This is a genomic window from Blastomonas sp. CCH9-A1 (assembly GCF_001557175.1).
Classification (GTDB): domain Bacteria; phylum Pseudomonadota; class Alphaproteobacteria; order Sphingomonadales; family Sphingomonadaceae; genus Blastomonas; species Blastomonas delafieldii_A.
The window spans coordinates 234,612-257,964 of sequence record NZ_LSHM01000012.1 but is presented as its reverse complement, the minus strand read 5'-3'; the positions used below and the strand labels follow the sequence as shown (position 1 = coordinate 257,964).

The 23,353-nt window shown below is 63.5% G+C and carries 28 protein-coding genes; 8 read left to right on the top strand and 20 right to left on the bottom strand.

What is annotated here, in order from left to right; translation table 11 throughout:
• Positions 1 to 79: 79 nt before the first annotated feature.
• The 5 genes from AX725_RS04580 to AX725_RS04560 all read right to left on the bottom strand — a co-directional run bounded on the left by AX725_RS04580 (position 80) and on the right by AX725_RS04560 (position 5,151).
• Complete coding sequence (locus AX725_RS04580; protein ID WP_066117531.1) at positions 80 to 655, bottom strand: hypothetical protein; 576 nt, start codon at positions 653 to 655, stop codon at positions 80 to 82.
• Positions 656 to 838: 183 nt separating this feature from the next.
• Positions 839 to 2,458 carry a SulP family inorganic anion transporter gene (locus AX725_RS04575; RefSeq protein WP_208597797.1) on the bottom strand — a complete coding sequence of 540 codons (1,620 nt, stop codon included), beginning with the start codon at positions 2,456 to 2,458 and terminating at the stop codon, positions 839 to 841.
• A 38-nt stretch (positions 2,459 to 2,496) separates the two neighbouring features.
• Positions 2,497 to 3,168, bottom strand: a complete 672-nt coding sequence (locus tag AX725_RS04570) for a carbonic anhydrase (RefSeq protein ID WP_060977124.1) — start codon at positions 3,166 to 3,168, stop codon at positions 2,497 to 2,499.
• 64 nt (positions 3,169 to 3,232) lie between these two features.
• The gene (locus AX725_RS04565; RefSeq protein WP_066114332.1) at positions 3,233 to 3,547 is read right to left on the bottom strand and encodes an ArsR/SmtB family transcription factor; all 315 of its coding nucleotides are present in this window, start codon (positions 3,545 to 3,547) and stop codon (positions 3,233 to 3,235) included.
• 164 nt (positions 3,548 to 3,711) lie between these two features.
• Positions 3,712 to 5,151, bottom strand: coding sequence for an AMP nucleosidase (locus tag AX725_RS04560; protein ID WP_060977123.1), 1,440 nt, complete (start codon positions 5,149 to 5,151; stop codon positions 3,712 to 3,714).
• Between the two features lie 183 nt (positions 5,152 to 5,334).
• Between AX725_RS04560 and AX725_RS04555 the strand changes: the two genes are divergently transcribed.
• On the top strand, positions 5,335 to 5,847 hold the full coding sequence (locus AX725_RS04555) for a YbjN domain-containing protein (RefSeq protein WP_060977122.1): 513 nt from the start codon (positions 5,335 to 5,337) through the stop codon (positions 5,845 to 5,847).
• A gap of 217 nt (positions 5,848 to 6,064) precedes the next feature.
• Here the strand turns inward: AX725_RS04555 and rplI are convergent, their stop codons facing one another.
• From rplI to AX725_RS04525, 5 genes are all read right to left on the bottom strand, one after another.
• Entirely contained in the window at positions 6,065 to 6,673 is a 609-nt protein-coding gene (rplI, locus tag AX725_RS04550) for a 50S ribosomal protein L9 (protein WP_023836481.1), read from the bottom strand.
• 12 nt (positions 6,674 to 6,685) lie between these two features.
• Positions 6,686 to 6,910 carry a 30S ribosomal protein S18 gene (gene rpsR, locus AX725_RS04545; RefSeq protein WP_023836482.1) on the bottom strand — a complete coding sequence of 75 codons (225 nt, stop codon included), beginning with the start codon at positions 6,908 to 6,910 and terminating at the stop codon, positions 6,686 to 6,688.
• Between the two features lie 21 nt (positions 6,911 to 6,931).
• Entirely contained in the window at positions 6,932 to 7,291 is a 360-nt protein-coding gene (rpsF, locus tag AX725_RS04540; RefSeq protein WP_023836483.1) for a 30S ribosomal protein S6, read from the bottom strand.
• Positions 7,292 to 7,619: 328 nt separating this feature from the next.
• Entirely contained in the window at positions 7,620 to 8,759 is a 1,140-nt protein-coding gene (locus AX725_RS04530) for a GGDEF domain-containing protein (RefSeq protein ID WP_060977120.1), read from the bottom strand.
• A gap of 85 nt (positions 8,760 to 8,844) precedes the next feature.
• A complete protein-coding gene (locus AX725_RS04525) occupies positions 8,845 to 10,272 on the bottom strand; it encodes a phosphotransferase family protein (protein ID WP_060977119.1) in 1,428 nt (475 codons plus the stop codon).
• A gap of 150 nt (positions 10,273 to 10,422) precedes the next feature.
• Between AX725_RS04525 and fabD the strand changes: the two genes are divergently transcribed.
• The 5 genes from fabD to mltG all read left to right on the top strand — a co-directional run bounded on the left by fabD (position 10,423) and on the right by mltG (position 15,046).
• The gene (gene fabD / locus AX725_RS04520; RefSeq protein ID WP_060977118.1) at positions 10,423 to 11,358 is read left to right on the top strand and encodes an ACP S-malonyltransferase; all 936 of its coding nucleotides are present in this window, start codon (positions 10,423 to 10,425) and stop codon (positions 11,356 to 11,358) included.
• Between the two features lie 145 nt (positions 11,359 to 11,503).
• Positions 11,504 to 12,241 (top strand): 3-oxoacyl-[acyl-carrier-protein] reductase, encoded by a 738-nt coding sequence (gene fabG / locus AX725_RS04515; RefSeq protein ID WP_060977117.1) that lies wholly within the window; start codon positions 11,504 to 11,506, stop codon positions 12,239 to 12,241.
• A gap of 94 nt (positions 12,242 to 12,335) precedes the next feature.
• Positions 12,336 to 12,572 (top strand): acyl carrier protein, encoded by a 237-nt coding sequence (locus AX725_RS04510; protein WP_023836488.1) that lies wholly within the window; start codon positions 12,336 to 12,338, stop codon positions 12,570 to 12,572.
• A gap of 235 nt (positions 12,573 to 12,807) precedes the next feature.
• Positions 12,808 to 14,064 (top strand): beta-ketoacyl-ACP synthase II, encoded by a 1,257-nt coding sequence (fabF, locus tag AX725_RS04505; protein WP_060977116.1) that lies wholly within the window; start codon positions 12,808 to 12,810, stop codon positions 14,062 to 14,064.
• A gap of 10 nt (positions 14,065 to 14,074) precedes the next feature.
• A complete protein-coding gene (mltG, locus tag AX725_RS04500; protein ID WP_060977273.1) occupies positions 14,075 to 15,046 on the top strand; it encodes an endolytic transglycosylase MltG in 972 nt (323 codons plus the stop codon).
• On the opposite strand, the gene AX725_RS04495 is transcribed toward mltG, so the two are convergent.
• Positions 15,047 to 15,466, bottom strand: coding sequence for a hypothetical protein (locus tag AX725_RS04495; protein WP_066043537.1), 420 nt, complete (start codon positions 15,464 to 15,466; stop codon positions 15,047 to 15,049). It lies immediately after the preceding gene.
• Between the two features lie 220 nt (positions 15,467 to 15,686).
• Between AX725_RS04495 and AX725_RS04490 the strand changes: the two genes are divergently transcribed.
• Positions 15,687 to 16,232, top strand: coding sequence for a peroxiredoxin (locus tag AX725_RS04490; RefSeq protein ID WP_066114329.1), 546 nt, complete (start codon positions 15,687 to 15,689; stop codon positions 16,230 to 16,232).
• Between the two features lie 104 nt (positions 16,233 to 16,336).
• Positions 16,337 to 16,861 (top strand): 2'-5' RNA ligase family protein, encoded by a 525-nt coding sequence (locus AX725_RS04485; protein ID WP_060977113.1) that lies wholly within the window; start codon positions 16,337 to 16,339, stop codon positions 16,859 to 16,861.
• Here AX725_RS04485 and AX725_RS04480 read toward each other — a convergent pair.
• The 9 genes from AX725_RS04480 to AX725_RS04440 form a co-directional block, all read right to left on the bottom strand.
• Positions 16,858 to 17,343 carry a hypothetical protein gene (locus AX725_RS04480; RefSeq protein ID WP_060977112.1) on the bottom strand — a complete coding sequence of 162 codons (486 nt, stop codon included), beginning with the start codon at positions 17,341 to 17,343 and terminating at the stop codon, positions 16,858 to 16,860. The genes AX725_RS04485 and AX725_RS04480 overlap by 4 nt on opposite strands.
• Positions 17,344 to 17,750: 407 nt before the next feature.
• A complete protein-coding gene (locus AX725_RS04475; RefSeq protein ID WP_060977111.1) occupies positions 17,751 to 18,173 on the bottom strand; it encodes a Ros/MucR family transcriptional regulator in 423 nt (140 codons plus the stop codon).
• Positions 18,174 to 18,339: 166 nt separating this feature from the next.
• Positions 18,340 to 18,993 carry a GNAT family N-acetyltransferase gene (locus AX725_RS04470; RefSeq protein WP_156439032.1) on the bottom strand — a complete coding sequence of 218 codons (654 nt, stop codon included), beginning with the start codon at positions 18,991 to 18,993 and terminating at the stop codon, positions 18,340 to 18,342.
• 76 nt (positions 18,994 to 19,069) lie between these two features.
• On the bottom strand, positions 19,070 to 19,501 hold the full coding sequence (locus AX725_RS04465; RefSeq protein ID WP_066043534.1) for a helix-turn-helix domain-containing protein: 432 nt from the start codon (positions 19,499 to 19,501) through the stop codon (positions 19,070 to 19,072).
• A complete protein-coding gene (locus AX725_RS04460; protein ID WP_060977468.1) occupies positions 19,498 to 19,920 on the bottom strand; it encodes a hypothetical protein in 423 nt (140 codons plus the stop codon). The genes AX725_RS04465 and AX725_RS04460 overlap by 4 nt, the downstream gene beginning before the upstream one ends.
• A gap of 31 nt (positions 19,921 to 19,951) precedes the next feature.
• Entirely contained in the window at positions 19,952 to 20,299 is a 348-nt protein-coding gene (locus AX725_RS04455) for a hypothetical protein (RefSeq protein WP_060977467.1), read from the bottom strand.
• 57 nt (positions 20,300 to 20,356) lie between these two features.
• Entirely contained in the window at positions 20,357 to 20,803 is a 447-nt protein-coding gene (locus AX725_RS04450) for a helix-turn-helix domain-containing protein (RefSeq protein ID WP_231725755.1), read from the bottom strand.
• A gap of 278 nt (positions 20,804 to 21,081) precedes the next feature.
• The gene (cysK, locus tag AX725_RS04445; RefSeq protein ID WP_060977465.1) at positions 21,082 to 21,999 is read right to left on the bottom strand and encodes a cysteine synthase A; all 918 of its coding nucleotides are present in this window, start codon (positions 21,997 to 21,999) and stop codon (positions 21,082 to 21,084) included.
• A 55-nt stretch (positions 22,000 to 22,054) separates the two neighbouring features.
• A complete protein-coding gene (locus AX725_RS04440) occupies positions 22,055 to 23,311 on the bottom strand; it encodes an MFS transporter (protein WP_060977464.1) in 1,257 nt (418 codons plus the stop codon).
• Positions 23,312 to 23,353 lie beyond the last annotated feature (42 nt).

Below are 23,353 nucleotides of genomic sequence, written 5' to 3'. Positions count from 1 at the left end.
GGGGGCGCCTCTATCTGGAAAACAGGCCCCGAGACACCGCGCGTGAGGGAATCGCGCGCTGCGCCTGACGGTCCGTCAATCAATGAACGTTATAGGGCGCCCCTGCGGCGCTCGTGGTCGAGGGAACAACGTTCTGATCGACATAATCGCTATTTTCATCTGCAGCGGTGGCAGCTGCCTGCTTGCCGCGGCGCGACAGGGCGATCGCCGCTGCAATCAGCGCGATACCACCTGCTGCCAGACCGAGCGTCAGCGCCGGATGCGCCCTGGCCTGCTGGGCGGCATAGCGGCTGTTTTCGCTGACCTTTTCGGACAGCTCGCGGGCCACGACGGAGAGCCGTTCGCTGGCGTTCTGTGCCAGTTCGTCGGCCTTGTCGCGCAAGGGTCCCATTTCGGTGGTCAACGACTTGGCATTGTCGCTGATGATGGCAGCGGCTGCCGAGGCATTGCGCTTGGCGAGATCGGAAGCGATGCGCGCATTTTCCGCGATCACTTCACCCGCCAGCCGGGCGGTTTCGGTCGCCTTGGCGCGAAGCTCGTCACGGTTCTGATTGACCGAGGCAAAGGCGCTGGCAGCTTCGGAGCGCGCACGCTCGGCCAGGTTCAATGCGTCGGTCTTGATCCGCTCGGCGGCGGTCTTGATGGCATCACTCATGGTGATCTCCTTGTACAATAAGGTAATTGGGTCCCCTGCACCGGATTGATTACGCCGATACAGGCAGAATGTTCCCTCGCGATCCGACCCGGGTGCGATTTCTTTCGACGACTGGATATGCATACGACCACCGGATTGCTCCGGCGGCCGCTGCATCTGTTCCTGCTGGGGTAAGACCCGGTATCAGGCCGCCGGCTCAAGCACCGGCCTGGCTTTTTTTGGCCCGTCTCCCGGGCCGGTACCGGGGCTGTCCGCGGCATCCTGCATCTTCTGATAGGGCGAGGCATAGCGGTCGTGCAGATCCTGCCACTCCATCACCATGCTGCCGCCGGTTGCCTTGTGCTGCTTCTCCCACGCACCCAGCATGTCGAGACAGGCATGGTCGATATGGTCGAGATGCTCGACATGGACATGCACCTCGCGGCCGGGCTTCACGGTCTCCAGCACGCTGGCGAGGCGCGGGATCGAGAAGAAGGTCGCCGATCCGTGCAGGAACACGTCGGTGCGGCCCGCCATCTCGTCATCCTCCAGATCGACCCGGACATGCGTGAAGGTATAGACCACCTTGGCCGTCGCCAGCACGAAGCCGATGATCACGCCGGTGAGCAGATCGAACACCACGATGCCGCCCAGCGTGGCGAAATAGATCGCCAGTTCGACACGGCCATAGGAAGCGATCTTCTTGATCTGCGCGATGTTGACCAGCTTGTAGCCGGTATAGACGAGGATCGCGGCGAGCGCTGCGGTCGGGATCAGCGCCAGCAGCCAGGGCAGGGCGACGACGGTCGCCAGAATCCACCCGCCATGCATGATCGCCGAGATGCGCGACTTTGCGCCCGCCTGCACATTGGCCGAGGAGCGGACGATCACGCCCGTCATCGGCAGCGCGCCGACCGCGCCGCAGAGCATGTTGCCGATGCCCTGCGCGCGCAGTTCCTTGTCGTACTTGGTCCGTGGGCCGGTGTGCATCTGATCGACCGCCGTGGCGCACAGCAGCGTTTCGGCACTGGCGACAAAGGCGAAGACCACGCCGAGCAGCAGGATTTCCATGGTCAGGCCGCGCTGCAGCGCTTCCATGGTCGGGATGTTGAGCGAGGCGATGATATTGTCGGGTACGGTGACGCGCTTGATGTCGAACCCGGCAAAGGCCGCGACCATCGTGCCGACGATCACCGCGATCAGCGGCGCGGGGACCACGGCCAGCTGCTTGGGCTTGAACTGGTTCCACAGCAGGATCGCGGCGATGGTCGCTACGCCCGTGATCGCAGCCAGATGATGGCTGTCCATCGCCATCGGGAAGATGGCCTTGTAGATCGCCTCGGGGATCGAGATCAGGTTCTGGATGCCGCTGCCGCGCGGGCTGTCATCGATCATCACGTGGAACTGCGAGCCCAGGATGAGCACGCCGATCCCGGCGAGCATGCCGTGGATGACCGATGGCGAGATAGCGCGGAACCACTGGCCGAGCCGGGCGATGCCCGCGATCAGCTGGAGCGCGCCGGCGATCAGGCCGACGACACCCATCATGATCAGGCCCTGTTCCTGGACCAGTTGATAGCAGAGCACTGCCAGGCCTGCGGCAGGGCCGCTGACCTGCAGCGGCGAGCCCGCCAGAGTGCCGACGACCAGGCCGCCGATAATGCCGGTGATCAGACCGAGCGCGGGGGGCGCGCCCGATGCGATGGCGACGCCAAGGCAGAGCGGAAGCGCCACCAGAAAGACGACGACCGAGGCGAGCAGGTCCTGTGGCCAGCTCCGCTTCATCGTCTCGAATTCACCCATCTGGGCGGTTGCTGCAGTCATGACCAGTGTCCTTGCATGAGGCGATTCTCAGGTTCCGATCAGGCGGCGCACTGATGCTTTTCGAGCGCCAGCGCGGCCATTTCGCTCGCATAATGCTCGTGCACCGGATTGAACTTGCCCGTGGCCTCGTCATAGGCGGTCACGTCACCGGTGCGGATGTCGTAAACCCAACCGTGCAGCTGCAGCTCGCCTGCGGCCAGCCGCACCGCGACGGAAGGGTGCGTCTTCAGATGGTTGAGCTGCAGAATGACGTTCTGTTCGAGCAGCATCTTCATCTTCGCATCATCGTCCAGATCGGCGCCCAGATGCTTGACCACCTCGACTGCCGCACGCGAATAGCCCAACCATTCGCGGACGTGCGGCAGGCTGTCGAGACCTTCGGGGTTCATCGCGCCCTTCATCGCGCCGCATTCGGTATGGCCGCAGACCACGATATGAGGGACCTTGAGTGCGGCGACCGCGAACTCGATCGACGCGGTCATGCCGCCGGTCTGCTGGGTGTGCGGGGGGACGATATTGCCCGCGTTGCGGCAGATGAACAGTTCACCCGGATCGGTCTGGGTGATCATCGCGGTTTCGATGCGCGAGTCCGAGCAGGTGATGAACAGCGCTTCGGGCGACTGGCCCTTGGCCAGGCTTTCGAACAGCTCCTGCTTCTCGGGAAAGACTTCGGTCTGGAAGCGGACGACGCCGGCGGCGAAATGGGGCATGGGGAGGCTCCTTGTTGAGGCTTAAGGGGTGGTTTGATCAGGACCAGAGTTCACGCACCTCGCGCTAATCTCCGGCCAAGGCCGCAGGGGCACGGGCTTCGACAAAGGCGAGCCCGTCGGTGATCCAGCCGGCAATCTGCGGCTGGGCCAGGCGATAGAGATGCTGACGGCCATTGCGCCGTTCCTCGACCATGCGTGCGGTGCGCAGCAGGCTGAGATGCTGGGAAAGGCGCGTCGGCGGCAGGTTCAGCTTTTCCGCAAGCGTGGTGACATCGCATTCGCCGGTGCGAAGCTCCTCGATCAGGCGAATCCGGTCCGGATGCGCGATCAGCTTGAAGACCTCGGCGAGTTCGCGGGCGACTGGAACACGGTGCGGCATGCCATCGAGTATGGCTATCCGCTAAACTAGGTCAATACATACCTGCAAATATATGCAGATGTTACGGTAACGGCGGTTCAGAAAAAGCAAGGGCCGCAATGGTTTGAGCGGCGCTCACCCCAATGCGGCCCTAGTGGTACAGAAACTCTGTTCAGTGCAGGTGGTCAGCGGAACGGCGGCTCATTGAACGCGCGCAGCTTGCGGCTGTGCAGCGAATTGCTCTCGTTGCGCAGCATCTCGCAGGTGCGGATACCGATCTGCATGTGCGCCGCGATCGCCTCCTCGTAGAAGCGATTCGCCTGGCCGGGGAGCTTGAGCTCACCATGCAGCGGCTTGTCCGACACGCAGAGCAGCGTTCCGTACGGTACGCGGAAGCGATAGCCCTGCGCGGCGATCGTGGCGCTTTCCATGTCGATCGCGACCGCGCGCGACTGCGAGAAGCGCAGCGCGCTGGTCGAATAGCGCAACTCCCAGTTGCGGTCGTCGGTGGTGACGACGGTGCCGGTGCGCATCCGCCGCTTGAGGTCCGCGCCGCTGGTCCCGGAAATTTCCTCCGCCGCTTCTGCCAGGGCCTGCTGGATCTCCGCGATCGGCGGGATCGGGATTTCGGGGGGCAGCACCTCGTCCATGATGTGGTCGTCGCGCAGATAGGCATGCGCGAGCACATAATCGCCGATCCGCTGGGTGGGGCGAAGGCCGCCGCAATGGCCGATCATCAGCCATACCTCGGGGCGCAGCACCGCGAGGTGATCGGTGATCGTCTTGGCGTTCGACGGACCGACGCCGATATTGACCAGGGTGATGCCGCCGAAATCGGGCGCGATCAGGTGATAGGCGGGCATCTGGTGCCGGCGCCAGGCGCTGTCGGCGACCAGCTGGCTGGGGTCGGCGCCCGGCTGATCGGTGTAGAGCCCGCCCGCGCCCGATAGCGCGGTATAATGGCCCTTGCCGATCTGGCTGCACGCCCAGCCCACGAATTCATCGACATAGCGGTGATAGTTGGTGAACAGGATGAAGCGCTGGACATGCTCGGGTGGGGTGCCGGTATAGTGCCGCAGCCGCGCCAGCGAGAAATCGGTGCGCAGCCCGTCGAACAACGACAAGGGCCGCTCGCCGCCATAGCCGGACGACAGGAAGCCGTCGGCAATCTCGTCACCGATATCGGCGAGCTCGGTGGTCGGGAAATAGCGTGCCAGCTCGAGCGGGGTGATGCCGCCCAGTTCCGGCCCGGAAATGCCGTCGAGCACGTAAGGGAAGGGGATTTCCTGGTCGCTCGGCCCCACCGACATGACGACATCGTAATTGTCGCTGAGCAGGGTCAGCTGCTCGGTCAGATAGTCGGCGAACATGCGCGGGCGGGTGACCGTGGTGGTGTACACGCCCTGCGCGTTGAGGCGGCCGAAGGACAGGCCTGGCGCCGCCCCGCGTTCGTTGCCGCCATATTCGATGCGCAGGCAGGGATAGCTGAACGCGCCGTTCGTGCGCAGCGCCGGATCGGGCGGCGTGCCGTTCTCGACAAAGGCGCGGATCGCGGTCTGGAGAGTGTGGACCGACTGTTCGTAATGGTCGGCAAGCTGGGTGATGATCGTTTCGATAGTGCTCATGTTAAGCTCTTAACGACTCCAGATGGCACTGTCATTACTGTTGTCTGCGCCCCGGCGAGCGCAAGATTTCAGGCGGTTGCAAGCGCCGCCTCGCGCCGCTTATGATGGCTTAGGGTCGGTTGGCGCGGGATGGAGTGACGGATGACAGGCACGGGCAGGACGATTCGCAGGGGCGGCCCCTTATTGGCAGCAGCGCTGGCGCTGGCGGTCTCGGCGCCGGGAACGGCGCAGCAGCAGCAAGGCAATGCCGACGACCGGATAGAGGTGAACGCCTTCACCCCGACCAGCGTGCGCGAAATCCTGGCCCCATTCGGCAATGGCGTGACCATCGCCGACCGCCAGACGCCCGAGGGCCGCCCGTATGTCGAGGCAAGTTTTGGCCAATTGCGCATCAACATGTTCTTCACCGCCTGTCCGCCGAACCAGCCGACCCAGTGCCAGGGCCTGTACATGCTCGCCTTCTGGCCCAAGCCGGCAGAGCGCAATCCGCAGAATCTTGCGCAGGCTGCAGGCGACTTCAACCGGCTGTACGAGTTCAGCAAGGCGGGCGTATCGGTGGCCGGCGAACCCTTTGTCGCGCGCTATCTGATTAGCGATTTCGGCGTGAAGCGCGGCACGTTGCGGCGCGAGGTGACCAATTTCGTCGTGCTGGCGCAGCGCTTCAACCAGGAAGTGGTGAGCCCGCCAGCGCAGTGAGGCGTATAGCGGCGGACGGCGCTGGACGCGTTCCCCTCCCTGGCCAGGGATGGGTAAGGGGTGGGTCGTTTGCGCCCAGCTATGCGCAATCTCGCTCACCCACCCCCAACCCCTCCCTTGAGAGGGAGGGGAGTCTGGATGAGCATTGCCCATGACCAAAAAAAGGCCGGGCTCCAACGCTGGAACCCGGCCTTCTTGATGAACCGTGACCTTTCGATCAGGCGGCGGCGTCTTCGCCTTCGCCTTCTTCGGGCTCGTCAACCGGGATGGTGCCCGGCTCGGCATTGGGGTCGAACTTTTCGACGAAGCCGGCGGGTGCCTGGTCTTCCTCGAACATCTGCGCCATCACGTCGACGCCGGCCTTCTGCAGCTCGGCTTCGTCGTCGCTGCGCGCGACGTTGACGGTAACGCTGACCGACACTTCCGGGTGCAGCGCGATCTTGACCGGGAACACGCCCAGCGTCTTGATCGGGCGCTCCAGGATGATCATCGCCTTGGTGACATTGGCACCATCGGCGTTGAGCGCGTCGGCGATGTCGCGGACCGACACCGAACCATAGAGCTGACCGCTGTTCGACGAGGCGCGGATCAGGACGACCTGCATGCCGTCGACCGACTCGGCGCGCTTGGCCGCTTCGTCGCGCTTGGCGAGGTTTTCGGCCTCGATGCGCTCGCGATTGGCCTCGAACACCTTGCGGTTGGCTTCATTGGCGCGCAGCGCCTTCTTGTTGGGCAACAGGAAGTTGCGGGCATAGCCGTCCTTCACGGTGACGACGTCACCGATCGAACCCAGCTTCTCGATCCGTTCGAGCAAAATGATCTGCATGTCCCTTGCTCCTTACTTCACGATGTACGGCAGCAGGCCGATATGGCGAGCGCGCTTGATGGCCTTGGACAGCTCGCGCTGCTTCTTGCCGGAAACCGCGGTGATGCGGCTGGGGACGATCTTGCCACGTTCGGACATGAAGCCCTGAAGCAGGCGCACATCCTTGTAATCGATGGCGGGAGCGTTCTTGCCCGAAAACGGGCAGGACTTGCGGCGGCGGAAAAATGGGCGTGCCATGTGTCGTTATCCCTTTCTGTCTCAGGCTTCGCGGTCGCGGCGCGGGCGCCGTTCGCGGTCCTGCTTGCGCATCATCACCGACGGGCCGCTTTCCAGCTCGTCGACGCGCACGGTCAGGTAACGGATGATGTCTTCGTTGATCGAAGTCTGACGCTCCAGCTCGGCGACGACGCCGGCGGGGGCTTCGATGTTCAGCAGAACGAAGTGCGCCTTGCGGTTCTTCTGAATCTTGTAGGCGAGGTTGCGCAGACCCCAGGTTTCGGTCTTGGTGACCTTGCCTTCGTTCTGTTCGACAATCTCGGTTGCGGTCTGGGCCAGCGCGTCCACCTGGGCCTGGGACAGGTCCTGGCGCGCCAGAAACACATGCTCGTACATCGGCATGTTGGCTTCCTTTACTCATCTGCCGATCGCTGATGCGCGCCCCATGCGACACACCCCTCCGGCTTTCTTCATGCCAGGGTCGAGGGTCACTCGTCCGAGGGCAAGCGCGGGCTAATACCCAAAAGCCGGAAGAAAGCAAGCGCCGAGACGAGAAAAAGCGGCATGGTGGCGGTGAGCTCCAAGTCCAGTTTATACTCTTTTCCGTCACCCCCGCGAAGGCGGGGGTCCCGCTTCTGGACGGACGTCAGTGCAGATAGCGGGATTCCCGCTTTCGCGGGAATGACGAAGGAAGGGTGCAAATGCCCCAGGCATTGGCCAGCCCGCAGGCTCAGCCCCCGTGATAGATCAGCACCTGGTTGCGCCCGGTATTCTTGGCTTCGTACAGCGCGGCATCGGCGTTGCGCAGCACCTGGCGGTTGGCCTCGCCCGGAATGAACGGCGCAACCCCGGCAGAAAAGGTGATGCGGCCGATGGGCTCGCCATTCTCCTTGTTGACCAGCGAGCGTTCGGCCAGGTCCTCGCGCACCGCATCAATCTGCTTCTTTGCTTCGGCGGTGGTGGTGTTTTCCAGCACGATGACGAATTCCTCGCCGCCATGGCGTGCCAGATGGCAGTTGCCGCGGGTGAAGCCATCGAGCGTCTTGGCGACCAGCTGCAGCACGCGGTCGCCCGCCTCATGGCCATGCGTGTCGTTGACCTGCTTGAAATGGTCGATATCGATGAACGCGACCGAGAGCGGCTCGAACCGTTCCTTGGCGCGGATGGTCGCAGCCGAAAATTGCTGTTCGAACGCCCAGCGGTTGGGCAGGCCGGTCAGCTGGTCGCGCTGTGCCTTTTCATTGGCTTCGTCGAGGCGGCTGCGCATCTGGCTCAGCTTCTTGGTGCTCTCGTCCAGGCTTTCGCTTGCCTTCTTGGTCGATTGCATCATCTGCGTGGTGATCTTGAGCAGCGCCTTGAACTGCGCCTCGATCGGCATGTCGGCCTGTTCGGCGGGATCGAGCTCGCGCATCCAGTCGAGCCGGGTCTGCAGCGCCTCGGCATAGGCCATGCTTTCCTTGCCGCTCTTGCTCAGCGTCTTGAAGCCTCCGGCGAGCAGCGCCTCGCTCTCGGCGACCAGGGCGTTGAGGTCCTGCACCTTCATCTGGCCCTCGCACTCGTCGAGAATTTCCGCAACGGTTTCCGAAGACAATCGCCCTTGGGTATCGAGCTTGCGGTCCACGGCAGCGCGCAGCGTGTTGTTGCCGCCGTTCAGATATTCCCAGGCCAGCTTGTAGTTGTCCGGTACCGGATCGAGCTGCACCTGCTCAAGGAACGAGAAGATCTTGAGATAGTGCTGCTTCTTGATGTTCTCGAAGACGGTCTCCTTCTTCGGAGCCTCCTCTTCGGCCTTGGCCTGGCCTGCCAGGATCGACGCGGCGAGTTTCATCCGGTCCCTGAGATTGCCGCGTGCTGCCTGGAGTTCTGCCATCGGTTGACCCAATCGTCCTTAATTGATCGTTCACTGGACTTAACGACCGGGGACGCGGCGGATTAAGCGACTAAATTGCGCCAGATTATAAATTTTCTCCAGATGTCCGAGGGGTCTGGCTCCATGCGGTGCGGGCTACAGCAAGGCCTGCATAGCGCGGCTGATCGATCAGGCAATTCTCTGCTGCCAGCCGGCGGAGATGGTGGTGCACCGCCGGAGTGACATGCGCCGGATCCTGGCGCAGCGCGGCGACCAGAGCGGGGGCATCATAGCCCAGAATTTCGAGGCGCCTCATCTGACTGGCGCGGAACCCGGGGCCAAGCGCAGCATCGCGCGCTGCCATGCCCAGCGCGTTCACCGCGACCTTCGCTTCGAACTTCGCATGGCCCTGTGCCGTGGCGGCGACCTTCCCATCGAGCCAGAGGCTGACGGCCTTTGTGAGCGCCGAACCGGTCGGCACACCGCTTTCAGCGGCGATGTCCGCCATGGGCCAATCCATCGGCGCGGGGACATCAACCAGTTCGTCCGACAGCATCAGCAGCAGATCGATCTCCACCTCCGACACACGGCGACCGATGACCAGCCGTTCGGGATTGGCCTTGTCGCCGCGCCGCCAGATATCGGCCATGATCAGGCAGCATATGCCCCACCACAGGCACGAATAGACCAGCCAGAACCGGAAGCGCGCCCGGTCGACCGGCGCCCCGGTGATCGCCTCGTAATGCGCCAGCATGTCCTCGGGCTGCGCAAACCCGCCGAGCACCCTGTCGTAGCGCCCGAAGCGCCAGCTGGGGATGCAGCCAAAGGCCAGGTCCTGCACCGGGTCGCCCAGATGCGCCAGCTCCCAGTCAAGCACAGCGGACAGACCCTGAGGCGTGATCAGCAGGTTGCCCATGCGGAAATCGCCATGGCACAGCCGCGGCTCTACCGGCTCCGGCAATGCACGCTCCAGCCAGCCGAACGCGAGCGCGTAGATGGGCGATATTCCGCCCAGATCGCGCCAGCGTTGCTCGAGATCGGCCAGCATCTGGGTCGGGGTGCGATAGGTCAGTGACGAGGGAAGGCTGGCAGGCGCAATCGCGTGGATCGCCGCGAGCTGCTCGGCCCATTGTTGCGGCAGGCTTTCGAGTGCACCTGCATAGGCCGGATCGCGCAGCAGCACATGCGGCAGCGCTTCGCCGGGCGCGCACGCCATGACAAAGCCTTCGCCCAGGCCATCTTCCGGGGCCAAACGTGCGCGCACTGCCGGCGCCATCACGCCATGTGCCCCCGCGCTTTCGATCACATCGGCCTGGCCGTCGAGATCGAGCGCGCCGGAATCGATCGCGGCGTCATCCGCCCGCAATCCTTCGGGCATGCGCCGAAGGATAAGCGCCTCACCGCCCCAGGCGAAGCGCCAGCTCTGCATGCTCGCGCCGCCGGAAAGCCGTTTGAGCTCGGCGAGCGGCCCGGTGCCGCCCAGCTTCGAGCGGCAAAGCGTTTCCAGCCTCTCGGCAAATGCGGTATCATCCATGCCCTGGTGTTAATCGATCGATTAAATCGTCGCAAGCCGCTTGGCAGCAAGTGCCTTGCAACTATGGGGCAACAGGATTAACGGGCGGCGCTTGACGCAGGGGCTGGAGGGCGCCGGCGCGATCTTGTGGGGCGAGGGACGACGACAGTCATGACACGCGCATTCATTTTTCCGGGACAGGGCAGTCAGAAGGTCGGCATGGGCAAGGCCTTGGCCGAAGCGAGCGCCGAGGCGCGCGCCGTGTTTCAGGAGGTCGACGAGGCGCTCGGCCAGAACCTGTTCAAGCTGATGACCGAAGGTCCGGCCGACGAACTGCAGCTGACCGAGAACGCACAGCCCGCGATCATGGCGAACGCGATCGCCGTGTTCCGTGCGCTTCAGGGGCAGGCGGGCGATGTGCCGGTCAGCTTTGCCTATGTCGCCGGGCACAGCCTGGGCGAATATAGCGCGCTGTGCGCCGCAGGGTCGATCGACCTTGCCACCACCGCCCGGCTGCTCAAGCTGCGCGGCCAGGCGATGCAGGCGGCGGTGCCGGTGGGCGAGGGCGCGATGGCCGCGCTGCTCGGCATCGAGTTCGAAGAAGCGGTCAAGGCTGCCGAGCAGGCGGCGGGGGACCAGGTCTGCGCCGTCGCCAACGACAATGCCTTCGGCCAGGCGGTGATCTCTGGCCATGTTGCCGCAGTCGAGCGCTGCCTGCCGATCGCCAAGGAAATGGGGGCGCGCAAGGCGATGATGCTGCCCGTGTCCGCGCCTTTCCATTGCGCGCTGATGCAGCCCGCCGCCGAACGCATGGCCGAGGCGCTGGCCGCGACCGAGATCAGGGATCCCATCGTTCCGCTGTTCGCCAATGTCACCGCCGCACCGGTCGGCGATGCGGGCACGATCCGCACGCTGCTGGTCGATCAGGTGACCGGCATGGTGCGCTGGCGGGAATCGGTGATCGCGATGCGCGATGCGGGCGTCGATCATTTCATCGAACTGGGCGGCAAGGTGCTCGTTCCCATGATCAAGCGCATCGTCGAGGATGTCGACAGCGAGAGCATCGTCGAGATGGGCGATATCGACAGCCTGCTCGAAGCGGTTTGAGGCTTGGAGCAAACTCGCCCATAACGTCCGCTCAACCTGAGCTTGTCGAAGGTCCCGCGCCCACGCTGGCCATTTTGCGTGGCCTTCGACAGGCTCAGGCTGAGCGGGGCAGGGTAGGGGAGAGGCGCATGACAGGAGATACCGAATGTTCGATCTTACAGGCATGACCGCTCTGGTCACCGGCGCGAGCGGGGGCATCGGGTCGGCCATCGCGCGCGGCCTTGCGGCGCATGGGGCGCGGCTGGCGCTTTCGGGCAGCAACGAGGCCAAGCTCAAGGATTTTGCAGCCTCGCTCGGTGGCGATCATGTCGCGCTGACCTGCGACCTGTCGGATGCTGCCGCCGTCGATGCGCTCGTCCCGCAGGCGGTCGAGGCGCTGGGATCGCTCGACATCCTGGTCAACAATGCCGGCATCACCCGCGACAATCTCGCGATGCGGATGAAGGACGAGGAATGGGCGGACGTGATCCGCGTCAATCTGGAAGCTGCGTTCCGCCTGTGCCGCGCCGCCGCCAAGCCGATGATGAAGGCGCGCTTCGGCCGCATGATCTCGATCACCAGCGTGGTCGGCGCGACCGGCAATCCCGGCCAGGCCAATTATGCCGCGTCCAAGGCGGGGCTGGTCGGCATGTCCAAGGCGCTGGCAGCGGAACTCGCCAGCCGCAACATCACCGTCAATTGCGTCGCGCCGGGTTTCATCGCATCGGCCATGACCGAGGTTCTGCCCGAAGCGCAGAAATCCGCCTTGCTGGGACGCATTCCGGCGGGCAAGCTGGGCGAGGGGGACGATGTCGCAGCGGCGGTGGTCTATCTGGCCAGCCGCGAGGCGGGCTATGTCACCGGCCAAACGCTGCACGTCAATGGCGGCATGGCAATGCTGTAACGCAGCCCTCTTGCCAGCCGATAAAAGCGGCATTAGGGCGAGGCAGTGATTTCAGTTCGCATTTTTCGTTACACACAAATCGAAGGAACTCTGAATGAGTGAGACTGGCGACCGCGTCAAAAAAATCGTGATCGAGCATCTCGGCGTGGAAGCCGAGAAGGTCACCGAAGACGCAAGCTTCATCGACGATCTGGGCGCTGACAGCCTTGATATCGTCGAGCTGGTGATGGCGTTCGAGGAAGAGTTCGGCGTCGAGATCCCCGACGATGCTGCCGAGAAGATCAGCACCGTCAACGATGCCATCGAATATATCGACAGCCACAAGGGCTGATTTGCTGCTGGCACAGGGGCCCATCGCACCGGCAAGGCACCGCGTCGAAACCGATCGGCGGGCCGGGTCCGGTGGGCAGCGTCGCTGCTATCTGGCTGCGACCATGTGAAGATAGGATGGCTTCCCTGATCGTCGTCTCGGCGACGCGGGGAAGCCATTTTTCATTTTCGACGAACGTCGTTCGCGGGCGCTTGGGCCCGCAGACGTCGCAACAGGTTTTTCAGGAGTGGGGCGAATGCGCCGTGTAGTCATTACGGGTCTGGGTCTGGTCACGCCGTTGGGCGGCGATGTCGAGACGTCATGGAGCAATCTGCTCGCCGGCAAGTCCGGCGCGGGCACCATCACCCGTTTCGATGCGAGCGAATACAAGTGCCAGATCGCCTGCGAGGTCAAGCCAGCGGATCACGAATATGGCTTCGACCCCAACAAGCGCGTCGATCACAAGGTGCAGCGTCAGGTCGATCCCTTCATCATCTACGGAATCGATGCCGCCGGCCAGGCACTGGAAGATGCCGGCCTTGCCGAGATGGACGAAGCGACCAAGCTGCGTACGGGCTGCTCGATCGGATCGGGCATCGGCGGATTGCCGGGGATCGAGAGCGAGTCGCTGCTGCTGGCGGAAAAGGGGCCGGGCCGCGTTTCTCCGCATTTCGTGCATGGTCGGCTGATCAACCTGATCTCGGGTCAGGTCAGCATCAAATATGGTCTGAAGGGGCCGAACCATGCGGTCGTCACCGCCTGCTCCACCGGGGCGCACAGCATCGGCGATGCGGCACGGATGATCCGCGACGATGACGCCGATATCATGCTGGCGGGCGGCGCGGAGAGCACCGTCAATCCGCTGGGCATAGCCGGGTTCGCGCAGGCCCGCGCGCTCAACATGAGCTATAACGACCGGCCCGAACAGGCCAGCCGCCCCTATGACAAGGACCGCGACGGCTTTGTCATGGGCGAAGGTGCGGGCATTGTCGTGCTGGAGGAATATGAGCACGCCAAGGCGCGCGGTGCCAAGATTTATGCCGAGGTCGTGGGCTATGGCCTGTCGGGCGATGCCTATCACGTGACGGCACCGCATCCCGAAGGCGATGGTGCCTATCGCTCGATGCAAATGGCACTCAAAAAGGCGGGAATGACACCGGCCGATATCGATTACATCAACGCACACGGCACCTCGACCATGGCCGACACGATCGAGCTCGGCGCGGTCAAGCGGCTGTTCGGCGACGCCATCGGCGGGGTTTCGATGAGCTCGACCAAATCGGCCATCGGGCATCTGCTCGGCGGCGCAGGCGCGGTGGAGAGCATTTTCTGCATCCTCGCCATCCGCGACCAGATCGTCCCGCCGACGCTCAACCTGGACAATCCCGACGAAGGCACCGAAGGCGTGGATCTCGTGCCGCATGTCGCGAAGAAGCGGCAGGTGAAGGCCGTGCTCAACAACAGCTTCGGCTTTGGCGGCACCAATGCCAGCCTGATCATGAAGGCGGTCTGAGCTTATCATGCTGCGCCGTCTGGGATGCATTGTTCTGGCAGGCGCTGCGGCGCTGGTGCTGCTGATCGGCGGCAATTTCTACTGGGGCTGGACCGCGTCCGGCCCCGCGCCCGAAGAGCTGTCCGTGGTCATCCCGGCGGGCAGTTCGCTCGCCAGCGCGGCGAAAGTGCTCGAGGAAAAGGGCGCGATCAGCTCGGCCGGCGCATTCCTCAACCGCGCTAAGGTGTTCGGCGGCAGCGATCCGATCAAGGCGGGCGAATTCGTCATTCCCGCAGGCGCGAGCAACGCGCAGATCCTCGATATCCTGCAGGGCGGGGCGGTCATCCGCCGGATGGTCACCGTACCCGAAGGCATGCCGAGCATCCTGGTGCACGAAAAGCTGATGGCGGAAAAGCTGCTCACCGGCGACGTGCCCGTCCCGGAAGAGGGCACCATTCTTCCCGAAAGCTACAGCTTCGAACGTGGCGAAAAGCGCATCGCGGTGATGTTGCGGATGCAGAAGGCGATGCAGGACACGATCGCCGAACTCTGGCCCAACCGTTCGCCCGATACGGTCGCCAAGACGCCGCAGGAAGCGGTCACCCTGGCGGCGATCGTCGAGAAAGAGACCGGCAAGGCGTCCGAGCGGCGGATGATCGCGGGCGTGTACAGCAACCGAATCCGCAAGGGCATGATGCTGCAGGCGGACCCGACGATCATCTACCCGATCACGCGCGGCAAGCCGCTGGGGCGTCGCATCCGCCAATCCGAAATCTCGGCGGTGAACGATTATAATACCTATGCGATGACCGGCCTGCCCAAGGGGCCGATCACCAATCCCGGCCGCGCCTCGATCGAGGCGGTGCTCAACCCGGCGCGCACCGATGCGTTGTACTTCGTGGCCGATGGCACCGGCGGGCACGTGTTTGCCAGCACGCTGGCCGACCATAACCGCAATGTCGAAAAATGGTTCGCCATCCGCCGCGCCCGGGGCGAGATGTAATCAACGGCTCCAGCGGCGCTTTTTTGCGGTGAGCGTCAGCCAGATTTCCAGCACGATCGATCCGGCGACCAGCGCCTGGAAGCCGAGCACGCCGGCATCCAGGCGCGAAGGGTCAGCGAACAGCCAGGCGTTCTGCAGCACCAGCCCGACCGCCGACGCGATGAACAGCCAGAGAGCAAAGTTACGCCGCAGCAGCAGAGCGATCGCACCTGCCGTCCCTGCCACCGTCGCCAGTACGAAGCCGTAAAAGGCGATGGCGGGGCGCGCTGCGTACAGAGCCTGCTGTTCCGGGGCGAGCTTCGAAACATCGCCCAGGCCCAACACGGGGTCGAACAGCAGGGCGACGAGGCCGATGACGTTCCACGCCAGCAGAACGATGGCCAGCAGCCAGAACCAGCCCAAGGGCCGTGACAGGATCATTGAGGCTCCCTCCAGATGCATTCAAGGTGAAGATATTCTGTGACTATTGCAACCATGTCACGCCGTTCTGCGCGCGGTCCAATCGAGTGTCATGGCCAATGCGACCAAATCATCGAAAAAAGCGATCACGGCACACGAATGTTTTCATTTCACTTGGCGGCTGCGCTTGCCTAGATGCTGCACTGCAAAACATAGTCCCCCATCGTTCAAGGAGTTTCCCATGATCGGACGTCAGGTTCCCAATGTCTGCCTCAAGACGCGCGTGCGCGACGACAGCATCGAAGGCCCCAACCCCTTCCGTTGGGAAGACAAGCTCACCGGCGATCTGGTCGCTGGCAAGCGCGTGGTCATCTTCTCGCTGCCCGGCGCGTTCACCCCGACCTGCTCGAACTCGCAGGTTCCGGGCTTCGAAGCCATGTATGACGATTTTCGCGCCGAAGGCATCGACGAAATCTACTGCGTGTCGGTCAACGACGCGTTCGTGATGTACCAGTGGGGCAAGTCGCTGGGCGTCGAGAAGGTCAAGCTGCTTCCCGATGGTTCGGCCGACTTCACCCGCCGCATGGGCATGCTGATCCGCAAGGACCATGTCGGTTTCGGTGAACGCAGCTGGCGCTATGCGATGGTCGTCGACAATGGCGTGATCACCGACTGGTTCGAAGAGCCGGGCATCAACGACCACGGTCTGGACAACGATCCCTATGGCGAAACCGCCCCGGAAAACGTTCTGGCCAAGATCAAGGCGAAGCAGCCCGAACTGGCCTGAGCCGACTGACAGACGAGATCCCTAGACGGGTCGCAAGCGGGGGCGCGGTGCAGCAATGCACCGCGCCCCTTTGTGTGTCCGCCGATCCCCGCTAGGAAGCTGAGATGCGGCGCGAACCGATCATCATGACAGCGACAATGGGCGCAGCCGATCAGGCCTGGGCCGATGCGCTGCGCCGCGCGCATTATCCTGCCGACCGGAATGTGGTCGAGGCGCATGTCACGCTCTTTCACCATCTGCCTGGCCATTGCGAGGGTGAGATCGTCGAGCGGACGCGGGCGCTGGCGCGAGAATTCGCCTGCCCCGATGCCAGGCTGAGCGAGGTCATGCGCATGGGCAATGGCGTCGCCTTGCGCATTCATTCACCCGGCTTGCTGGCGATCCGCGCGATGATGGCGGAAGGCCTGCACGGCCTGCTCACCGCGCAGGACCAAGGCGTGCCCCGGCTGCACATAACCGTGCAGAACAAGGTAGAAGCCGCCGCCGCGCGCGCCTTGCACGCTGCGCTGTCTACCACCTTCATACCCCGCCCGCTGGCGATCACGGGCCTTGCGCTGCATCGCTATCGCGGCGGGCCGTGGGAGCAGATCGGTAGCTGGCCTTTTCGTGGCAAGGCGGTCGCGCGCTAGCGCCGCACTCTGGCCCATGTCGCCCTGATCGCCAGCACCAGCGTCGCCAGCACTGCGGTGCCGGTCAGCGCGAACTTGATCGGCGTCAGCACCGCCTTGGCATCGAGCCAATCCGCCCGCCCGCTGAGCGCGAGCAGCTGCACGATGTTCTCGGCATAATCGGCGACCATGCCGCCCAGCATCACCAGCGCGATCCAGCGCGCCTTCGCACCGCCCAGACGAACCGCGAGCCCGGCGAAGAATGCGCCATAAGCGAGCGGATAGAGGCCGTCATACAGCAGGGTCGCGTGCGCATGCAGATCCCGCTGCCAAGGCGTGAGCCTATCCAGCAGCGCACGCGCCTCCGCCCCGGTCAGGGTCAGATCGAGCATCCCACCCAGCGCTTCGCCGGTCTGACGGAGCAGCCCCCCGAGCAGGATCATCGCGGCAAAACTGATCGCGATGACGCTGGTGCGGGATAGCGCAGGCAGATGATGAGGCATGGATGGGAGTCCGCTCGGCAAATCCCCAAATCAGGGGTAAATTAACATAAAAGCATATAAGTTATTGAACAGGCGCCGATTTGTGACCGTTTGCGACAATTTGCCACACGCGCACGACGCCCCGAAAGTGCATGTTTGGTCACGTGGGTAGGGGCTACTGCGACGATAGTGAAGCGCTCTGACCTGTCCGTCAAACCAAGTTTCAGGGGGTTCATTCGTGTCCAGATATTCACCTGCCCGGTGGCTTGCCGCGCGCGGGGCAGGGGATCGCTGTCGATTGCGGAACTCTACACCGCGCGTTGAGGGTGCTGCGCAAACACGAAGGGGCCAGAAACAAACAAGGGGACGGCTCCTCCCGAAGACGCCCCCTTGCCCAGTCCGCTATGTCAGACTGAAGTGTCGGTCGATCAGACCTTTTTCTTGCGACCGCCGCCGCGGCCCTGCTTGCCGAGGCCAATCTGCAGCGCCAGCTCGCGGCGGCGCTCGGCATAATTGGGGGCGACCATCGGGTAATCCTTGGGCAGGCCCCATTTCGCGCGATAGTCATCGGGTGTCATGTTGTAGTGCACCATCAGATGGCGCTTGAGCATGCGAAGCTTCTTGCCGTCTTCCAGGCAGACGAGATGATCGGGCTTGATCGACGAGCGGATCGGAACCGCAGGCTCCTTGGGAGCTTCAGGCTCGGGAACTGCAGGCTGGTTGATGCTGTGGAGCGCGGCATGGACCGAGGAAATCAGCTGCGGAATGTCCGAATTGGCCACTTTGTTGTTGCTCAAATGCGCAACGACAATATCAGCCGTCAAAGAAATCAAGGTTTCCACATCTTCCATAGTCGCACCTGCTTAGCCGATTGATCCAAACTGGCGGGACTATTAGTCCGTTATGGATGAAATGCAAATCATAACTATGCGGTGCCGGCCACAGGCGGTGCGGTGCGTCAACGGGCTTGCCGGCGGGGATCTGCGCTAGTTGGAGGCGCACTGCAAAGCGCCGGCTTCATTGTCCCAAAGCGGCACAGGGACTGTCGTCCGTCGGGATATAGCGGGCGAGCGCACTGAGGATGTCCCGCACGCCTTGCAGATCGGAAGTGGCGGAAATCTGCCGGATTGCGGGCCTGACCGGTAGTCGGAAGCTGATAATGCCAGCCTCGCTCTCGCGCCGCTGGGCACCGATGGAAAGAATGAACCGAATGGCGGGCATGTTCTCCGCGAGCGTCTGGACTTCCAGCTCGCACATTGCCTCGACCTCGCAATGAATCAGAAGCACCGTGGTCAGCATGCGGGCGAGGCCGAGCCCGTGATAATCATCGAGCACCGCGACCGAGAATTCGCCGGCATGCGGGTGATCTTCGCTGCGAATCGCATGGACGGCACCGACGGCAGGATTGTCCATGCCGTCGAGATGGATCGCTCCCCAGGCGATATGATCGTGCCCGTCGGCATCGAGCAGCCTGTCGATCACCGGATCGGAGGGCATCGGCTGGACCGAGAAGAAGCGCATGTAGCGCGACTGTTCGGACAGCCGCTTTATGCCTTCGCGCATGCGGTCCTCATCCGACTGGCGGATCGAGCGCAGGCAGATGCGCTTGCCGTCGGCGGCGACCGTTTCGATCACCTCGTCATGCAGTTCCCGCAGAAGCGGTCTGGTCACCATGCGCTGCTCCATCGGTTCGGGCAGCGCATGATGACACAGTTTCAGCCCATTGCGCAGGGCAAAGGCGAAGCTCTCACGCGGTGATCAGCTCGTCGCGCAGTGCATCGATCCATTTCGCCACCGCGCGGAATGCCTTTTCGGTCATCCGCAGATAGACCTTGCGATTGTCGTTGCAGTCTTTCTCGCGGCGGATCAGCCCCTGTTTCGCCATGCGCTCGATATAGCGCAGCGACGTGGTGGCCGGGCGGCGCGAGGCGAGACAGGCGCTGGTCACCGAAACATCGCGCCCGGTGATATGGCCGACGAAGAGATCGAGCAGCATGTCCCAGGCGGGATCGGACAACAGGCTGGGGCCAGCAATGGCGTCGCGCTGGCTGCGCAGCTTGAGATAGCGGCTGGCCGCTTCGGCGCGCGCCTTCCAGGGTTCGTTGGCGTCGAGCAGCGGCTGGGGTGGTGTCGCCTCGCCGGTTTCGGGGACGAGGATGAGGCAATAGAATTGGGTCATTGGGGGGGCACCAAGCGTTTGAGTGCGCGGTGATCGAGATACACCCCGGCAACCATGCTGAGCAGCAGGGGAACTACCCAGAAGGTGGCAATCGCCGAGTATATCTTCGGCAGATAATCCGGAGCGATGATCGTCGCGAAATGGGTGGCTACGGTGAGAAGCTGAAAGGCGGCGATCCAGAGCGGCCAGTAACGGTCGCTGCGCAACGCGAAGACATAGGCGGCGACCAGATAGGCGGTATCGACCGCCATCAGCGGCCAATGCGTCTGCTGCCACCGGGTGTGCAGCACCTGAACGGCCGCGGTCAGCAGCGTTGCGGCCAGAAACAGCAGGATTGCGCGTCTGCCTTCAGACTTTCCGTGCAGCCAGACGAAGCCGCCGCTCAGCAATGCGAAGAGCCAGAAGATGATCGTGATCATGGTCGTGGCTCAACGCATTGCCGACCGGCGGTCATCCGAACGCGGGTTCGGCTTCCGACGCCTCGTCCTGGAGCGACCCGAGAGGCGTGGGACCAGGGCAGCCGACGTTCATCGGGGCCTGATCGCTGCGGCGCTTGACCGAGTTCAGATGGCCGACCAGCTTCACCATGCTGCCGCGTGCAGAAATAAGATGGCCGGTGCTTTCATGGATGGCGCGCAGGGCGATCTGCGAGTCGCGAGCAGGCACTTCGGAAAGCGCGTTCGCTTCCAGCATGGTCATCGAAAGCCGGGCCGCGTCGAGAATGGCGCGATCATAGCTGGCAAAGGACGAGCGGGTATCCTGGGCGACAATGCGGACGGCGTTACCATCGATGTGCATGGGTCTTCTCCTTCTCGCACCGGTCACGGTGCACGGGTTGGCGATCCAGGCACCAGATCAGCTGAACGCCCTGAGCGCCCCGCCAAGCACCAGCGCAAATGCCGTCGTATAGATGAGCGACAGGCCTGCGATCCGCAGGATAGTCGTCGTCTTCTGGCTTGCGTCCAGCGATGTTCTGATGCCGCCGACAGGAGGATATCCGAACCGCATCTGCCACTGGCCGGTGGCTTCAGCGTTCGGCATATCCGCTGCCGACGCCACAGGAGGTGTCACATCATTGGCCGGCTCGACAACCGGCGGCGGTTTGAGTTCAAAAGACTTGAATGGCGGAATTTGCTGGCTTTCGGCGAGCCAGCGCGCGGCCGTGCGTCGATCGGGCGCGCCCATCGCCGTCTTGGCGCGCTGAAGATATTGGTCGACCGTCATTGGGGTCAGCCCCAATTTCTTGGCGATCTGCTTGGAAGTATAGCCATCTGCCACAAGGCGCAGACAACTGACCTGCACGTCGGTCAATTCTATGCGACTTGGCTCCAAGATATCCCCCCGATTTGACGGTATATCCACTTTGGATACATTAACCTTCACTTCGGATATATCTCAACTCGAGCCGGAATGGAATGATTCCCGGTCAGGACGCGCTAGTTGCGTCCGTTCCGGTGCAGTCGGAAGGTTTGCAGGACGGATTGTGCCAGTATTGGATGAAAAGGTCATGCAGCTGCCCGGCGGATCGGATCGATTCGCCGGGAATGGCGCAGGCGCTCATGTGGCGGGTTGCGCGAGCCTTATTCGGGCAGGAAATCGGGTACCGACAGATAGCGCTCGCCGGTATCATAATTGAAGCCCAGCACGCGCGATCCTGCAGGCAGATCGGAGAGCTTCTGCGCGATCGCGGCCAGCGTAGCGCCGGACGAGATACCGACCAGCATGCCCTCTTCGCTGGCGGAGCGGCGCGCCATCTGCTTGGCATCGGCGGGATCGACCTGGATTACGCCATCGAGCAGCCGCGTGTGCAGGTTGCCGGGGATGAAGCCCGCGCCGATGCCCTGGATCGGGTGCGGTCCGGGCTGACCGCCCGAAATCACGGGGGAAAGAGTCGGCTCGACCGCATAGACCTTGAGCGCGGGCCAGTGCTTTTTCAACTCCTCGGCGCATCCGGTGATGTGACCGCCCGTGCCGACACCCGTGATCATCACGTCGATCGGCGAATCGGCAAAATCGTTGAGAATCTCCTGCGCGGTGGTCCGCACATGCACCGAGATGTTCGCGGCATTCTCGAACTGCTGCGGCATCCATGCGCCGGGGGTCTGCTCGATCAGCTCCTGCGCGCGCTCGATCGCGCCCTTCATGCCCTTTTCGCGCGGCGTCAGGTCGAAGGTCGCGCCATAAGCCAGCATCAGCCGCCGCCGTTCGATCGACATGCTTTCGGGCATCACGAGAACGAGCTTATAGCCCTTGACCGCCGCGACCATCGCCAGGCCCACGCCGGTATTGCCCGATGTCGGCTCGATGATCGTGCCGCCGGGCTTGAGCGAGCCATCGGCCTCCGCCGCCTCGATCATCGCTAGCGCGATTCGGTCCTTGATCGATCCGCCCGGGTTCGAGCGTTCGGACTTGATCCATACCTGCGCGTCGCCGAACAGCCGGTTGATGCGGACATGCGGGGTCTTGCCGATGGTTTCGAGAATATTGGCAGCGATCATGTCGAAGTGTCTCCTGCTTCAGCGCGCCTGTATGTCTGGCGCTGTCAAATGGGGATCAGGCTTCTTCCTCGGCAGGATCGAAGCTGCGCGCGGCCCCGATCTGCGGGAACAGCCGGGACCAGAGCGCCGTGATCAATATAGCGCCGCCGCCGCCCGCCACAACCGCTGCCACCGGGCCGATCAGCCAGGCGAGCATGCCCGAAAAGGCATCGCCGAGTTCGTTCGAGGCGGAGACCGTCAGCAGCGAGACCGCCGAAACCCGCCCGCGCTTGTCGTCGGGCGTGTTGAGCTGGATCAGCGACTGGCGGACATAGACGCTGAACATGTCCGCTGCGCCTGCGACGAACAGGCAGGCCATCGAGACGACGAGAATACGGCTGAAGCCGAAGATCACCGTCACAAGACCGAACAGCAGCACGCTGACCAGCATCTTGTTGCCGACATTGGTCCGGATCGGGCGGAACGAGAAGACGAACGCCACCAGGGCTGCGCCGGCAGCCGGGGAGGAGGCGAGCAGCGACAGGCCCTGTTCGCCGACCTTCAATATGTCGCGCGCGAACACCGGCAGCAAAGCGGTGGAGCCGGCCAGGAACACCGCGAAGAGATCGAGCGTGATCACGCCCAGCACCAGCTTGTTCTGGCCGACATAGGCCATGCCGTCGATGATCTGCGCGATCGGTCCCTTGCCCCTGTCCATGATCGTGCGCGGCACGGGGCCGACGGTCAGCATGGCGAGGCCCGCCAGCGCATAGAGACAGGCGCTGACGATATAGGGCAGGTCGGGCCGGATGGCATAAAGCGGTCCGGCCATGGCAGGGCCGATCAGCATGCCCGATTGCCAGGCGATCGAGGACAGCGCGATCGCGGTCGGCAGCGAGGCCTTGGGTACCAGATTGGGCGCGAGCGCGCTCAGCGACGGGCCCAGGAACGCGCGCGCGGTCCCCAGCATCGCAGCGATGATGTACAGGATCGGCAGGCTGATCAGGCCTTGCGCCGTCGTCCAGGCCAGCGTCGCCGCGATACCGGCCTGGCAGAACAGTACAATCCGGGCCACGAGGCGGCGGTCCATCCGGTCCGCTATCCAGCCGACCAGCGGAGTGAGCACGAACAGCGGCGCGAACTGCAACAGCCCGATCATCCCGAGCCGCGCCGAACTGGCGGCGATGTCCATCGTCTCGCGCGCGATATTATAGGCCTGCCAGCCGACGATCAGCATCATGCAGTAGAGCGCCAGCATCGACGCCAGGCGCGTCAGCCAATAGGCGCGGTAATTGGCAATGGTGAACGGATGCGGAGCGGCTACGGATTCCATGGCCGCGTCGGTAGGCCAGGCGGTGCCGTGCGGCAAGCAAGA

Excerpts from the sequence above, each read along its gene's own strand:
- AX725_RS04580 (WP_066117531.1), bottom strand. The coding sequence starts at position 655 with ATGAGTGATGCCATCAAGACCGCCGCCGAGCGGATCAAGACCGACGCA.
- AX725_RS04575 (WP_208597797.1), bottom strand. The coding sequence starts at position 2,458 with ATGACTGCAGCAACCGCCCAGATGGGTGAATTCGAGACGATGAAGCGG.
- AX725_RS04570 (WP_060977124.1), bottom strand. The coding sequence starts at position 3,168 with ATGCCCCATTTCGCCGCCGGCGTCGTCCGCTTCCAGACCGAAGTCTTT.
- AX725_RS04565 (WP_066114332.1), bottom strand. The coding sequence starts at position 3,547 with ATGCCGCACCGTGTTCCAGTCGCCCGCGAACTCGCCGAGGTCTTCAAG.
- AX725_RS04560 (WP_060977123.1), bottom strand. The coding sequence starts at position 5,151 with ATGAGCACTATCGAAACGATCATCACCCAGCTTGCCGACCATTACGAA.
- rplI (WP_023836481.1), bottom strand. The coding sequence starts at position 6,673 with ATGCAGATCATTTTGCTCGAACGGATCGAGAAGCTGGGTTCGATCGGT.
- rpsR (WP_023836482.1), bottom strand. The coding sequence starts at position 6,910 with ATGGCACGCCCATTTTTCCGCCGCCGCAAGTCCTGCCCGTTTTCGGGC.
- rpsF (WP_023836483.1), bottom strand. The coding sequence starts at position 7,291 with ATGCCGATGTACGAGCATGTGTTTCTGGCGCGCCAGGACCTGTCCCAG.
- AX725_RS04530 (WP_060977120.1), bottom strand. The coding sequence starts at position 8,759 with ATGGCAGAACTCCAGGCAGCACGCGGCAATCTCAGGGACCGGATGAAA.
- AX725_RS04525 (WP_060977119.1), bottom strand. The coding sequence starts at position 10,272 with ATGGATGATACCGCATTTGCCGAGAGGCTGGAAACGCTTTGCCGCTCG.
- fabD (WP_060977118.1), top strand. The coding sequence starts at position 10,423 with ATGACACGCGCATTCATTTTTCCGGGACAGGGCAGTCAGAAGGTCGGC.
- fabG (WP_060977117.1), top strand. The coding sequence starts at position 11,504 with ATGTTCGATCTTACAGGCATGACCGCTCTGGTCACCGGCGCGAGCGGG.
- AX725_RS04510 (WP_023836488.1), top strand. The coding sequence starts at position 12,336 with ATGAGTGAGACTGGCGACCGCGTCAAAAAAATCGTGATCGAGCATCTC.
- fabF (WP_060977116.1), top strand. The coding sequence starts at position 12,808 with ATGCGCCGTGTAGTCATTACGGGTCTGGGTCTGGTCACGCCGTTGGGC.
- AX725_RS04495 (WP_066043537.1), bottom strand. The coding sequence starts at position 15,466 with ATGATCCTGTCACGGCCCTTGGGCTGGTTCTGGCTGCTGGCCATCGTT.
- AX725_RS04490 (WP_066114329.1), top strand. The coding sequence starts at position 15,687 with ATGATCGGACGTCAGGTTCCCAATGTCTGCCTCAAGACGCGCGTGCGC.
- AX725_RS04485 (WP_060977113.1), top strand. The coding sequence starts at position 16,337 with ATGCGGCGCGAACCGATCATCATGACAGCGACAATGGGCGCAGCCGAT.
- AX725_RS04480 (WP_060977112.1), bottom strand. The coding sequence starts at position 17,343 with ATGCCTCATCATCTGCCTGCGCTATCCCGCACCAGCGTCATCGCGATC.
- AX725_RS04475 (WP_060977111.1), bottom strand. The coding sequence starts at position 18,173 with ATGGAAGATGTGGAAACCTTGATTTCTTTGACGGCTGATATTGTCGTT.
- AX725_RS04465 (WP_066043534.1), bottom strand. The coding sequence starts at position 19,501 with ATGACCCAATTCTATTGCCTCATCCTCGTCCCCGAAACCGGCGAGGCG.
- AX725_RS04460 (WP_060977468.1), bottom strand. The coding sequence starts at position 19,920 with ATGATCACGATCATCTTCTGGCTCTTCGCATTGCTGAGCGGCGGCTTC.
- AX725_RS04455 (WP_060977467.1), bottom strand. The coding sequence starts at position 20,299 with ATGCACATCGATGGTAACGCCGTCCGCATTGTCGCCCAGGATACCCGC.
- cysK (WP_060977465.1), bottom strand. The coding sequence starts at position 21,999 with ATGATCGCTGCCAATATTCTCGAAACCATCGGCAAGACCCCGCATGTC.
- AX725_RS04440 (WP_060977464.1), bottom strand. The coding sequence starts at position 23,311 with ATGGAATCCGTAGCCGCTCCGCATCCGTTCACCATTGCCAATTACCGC.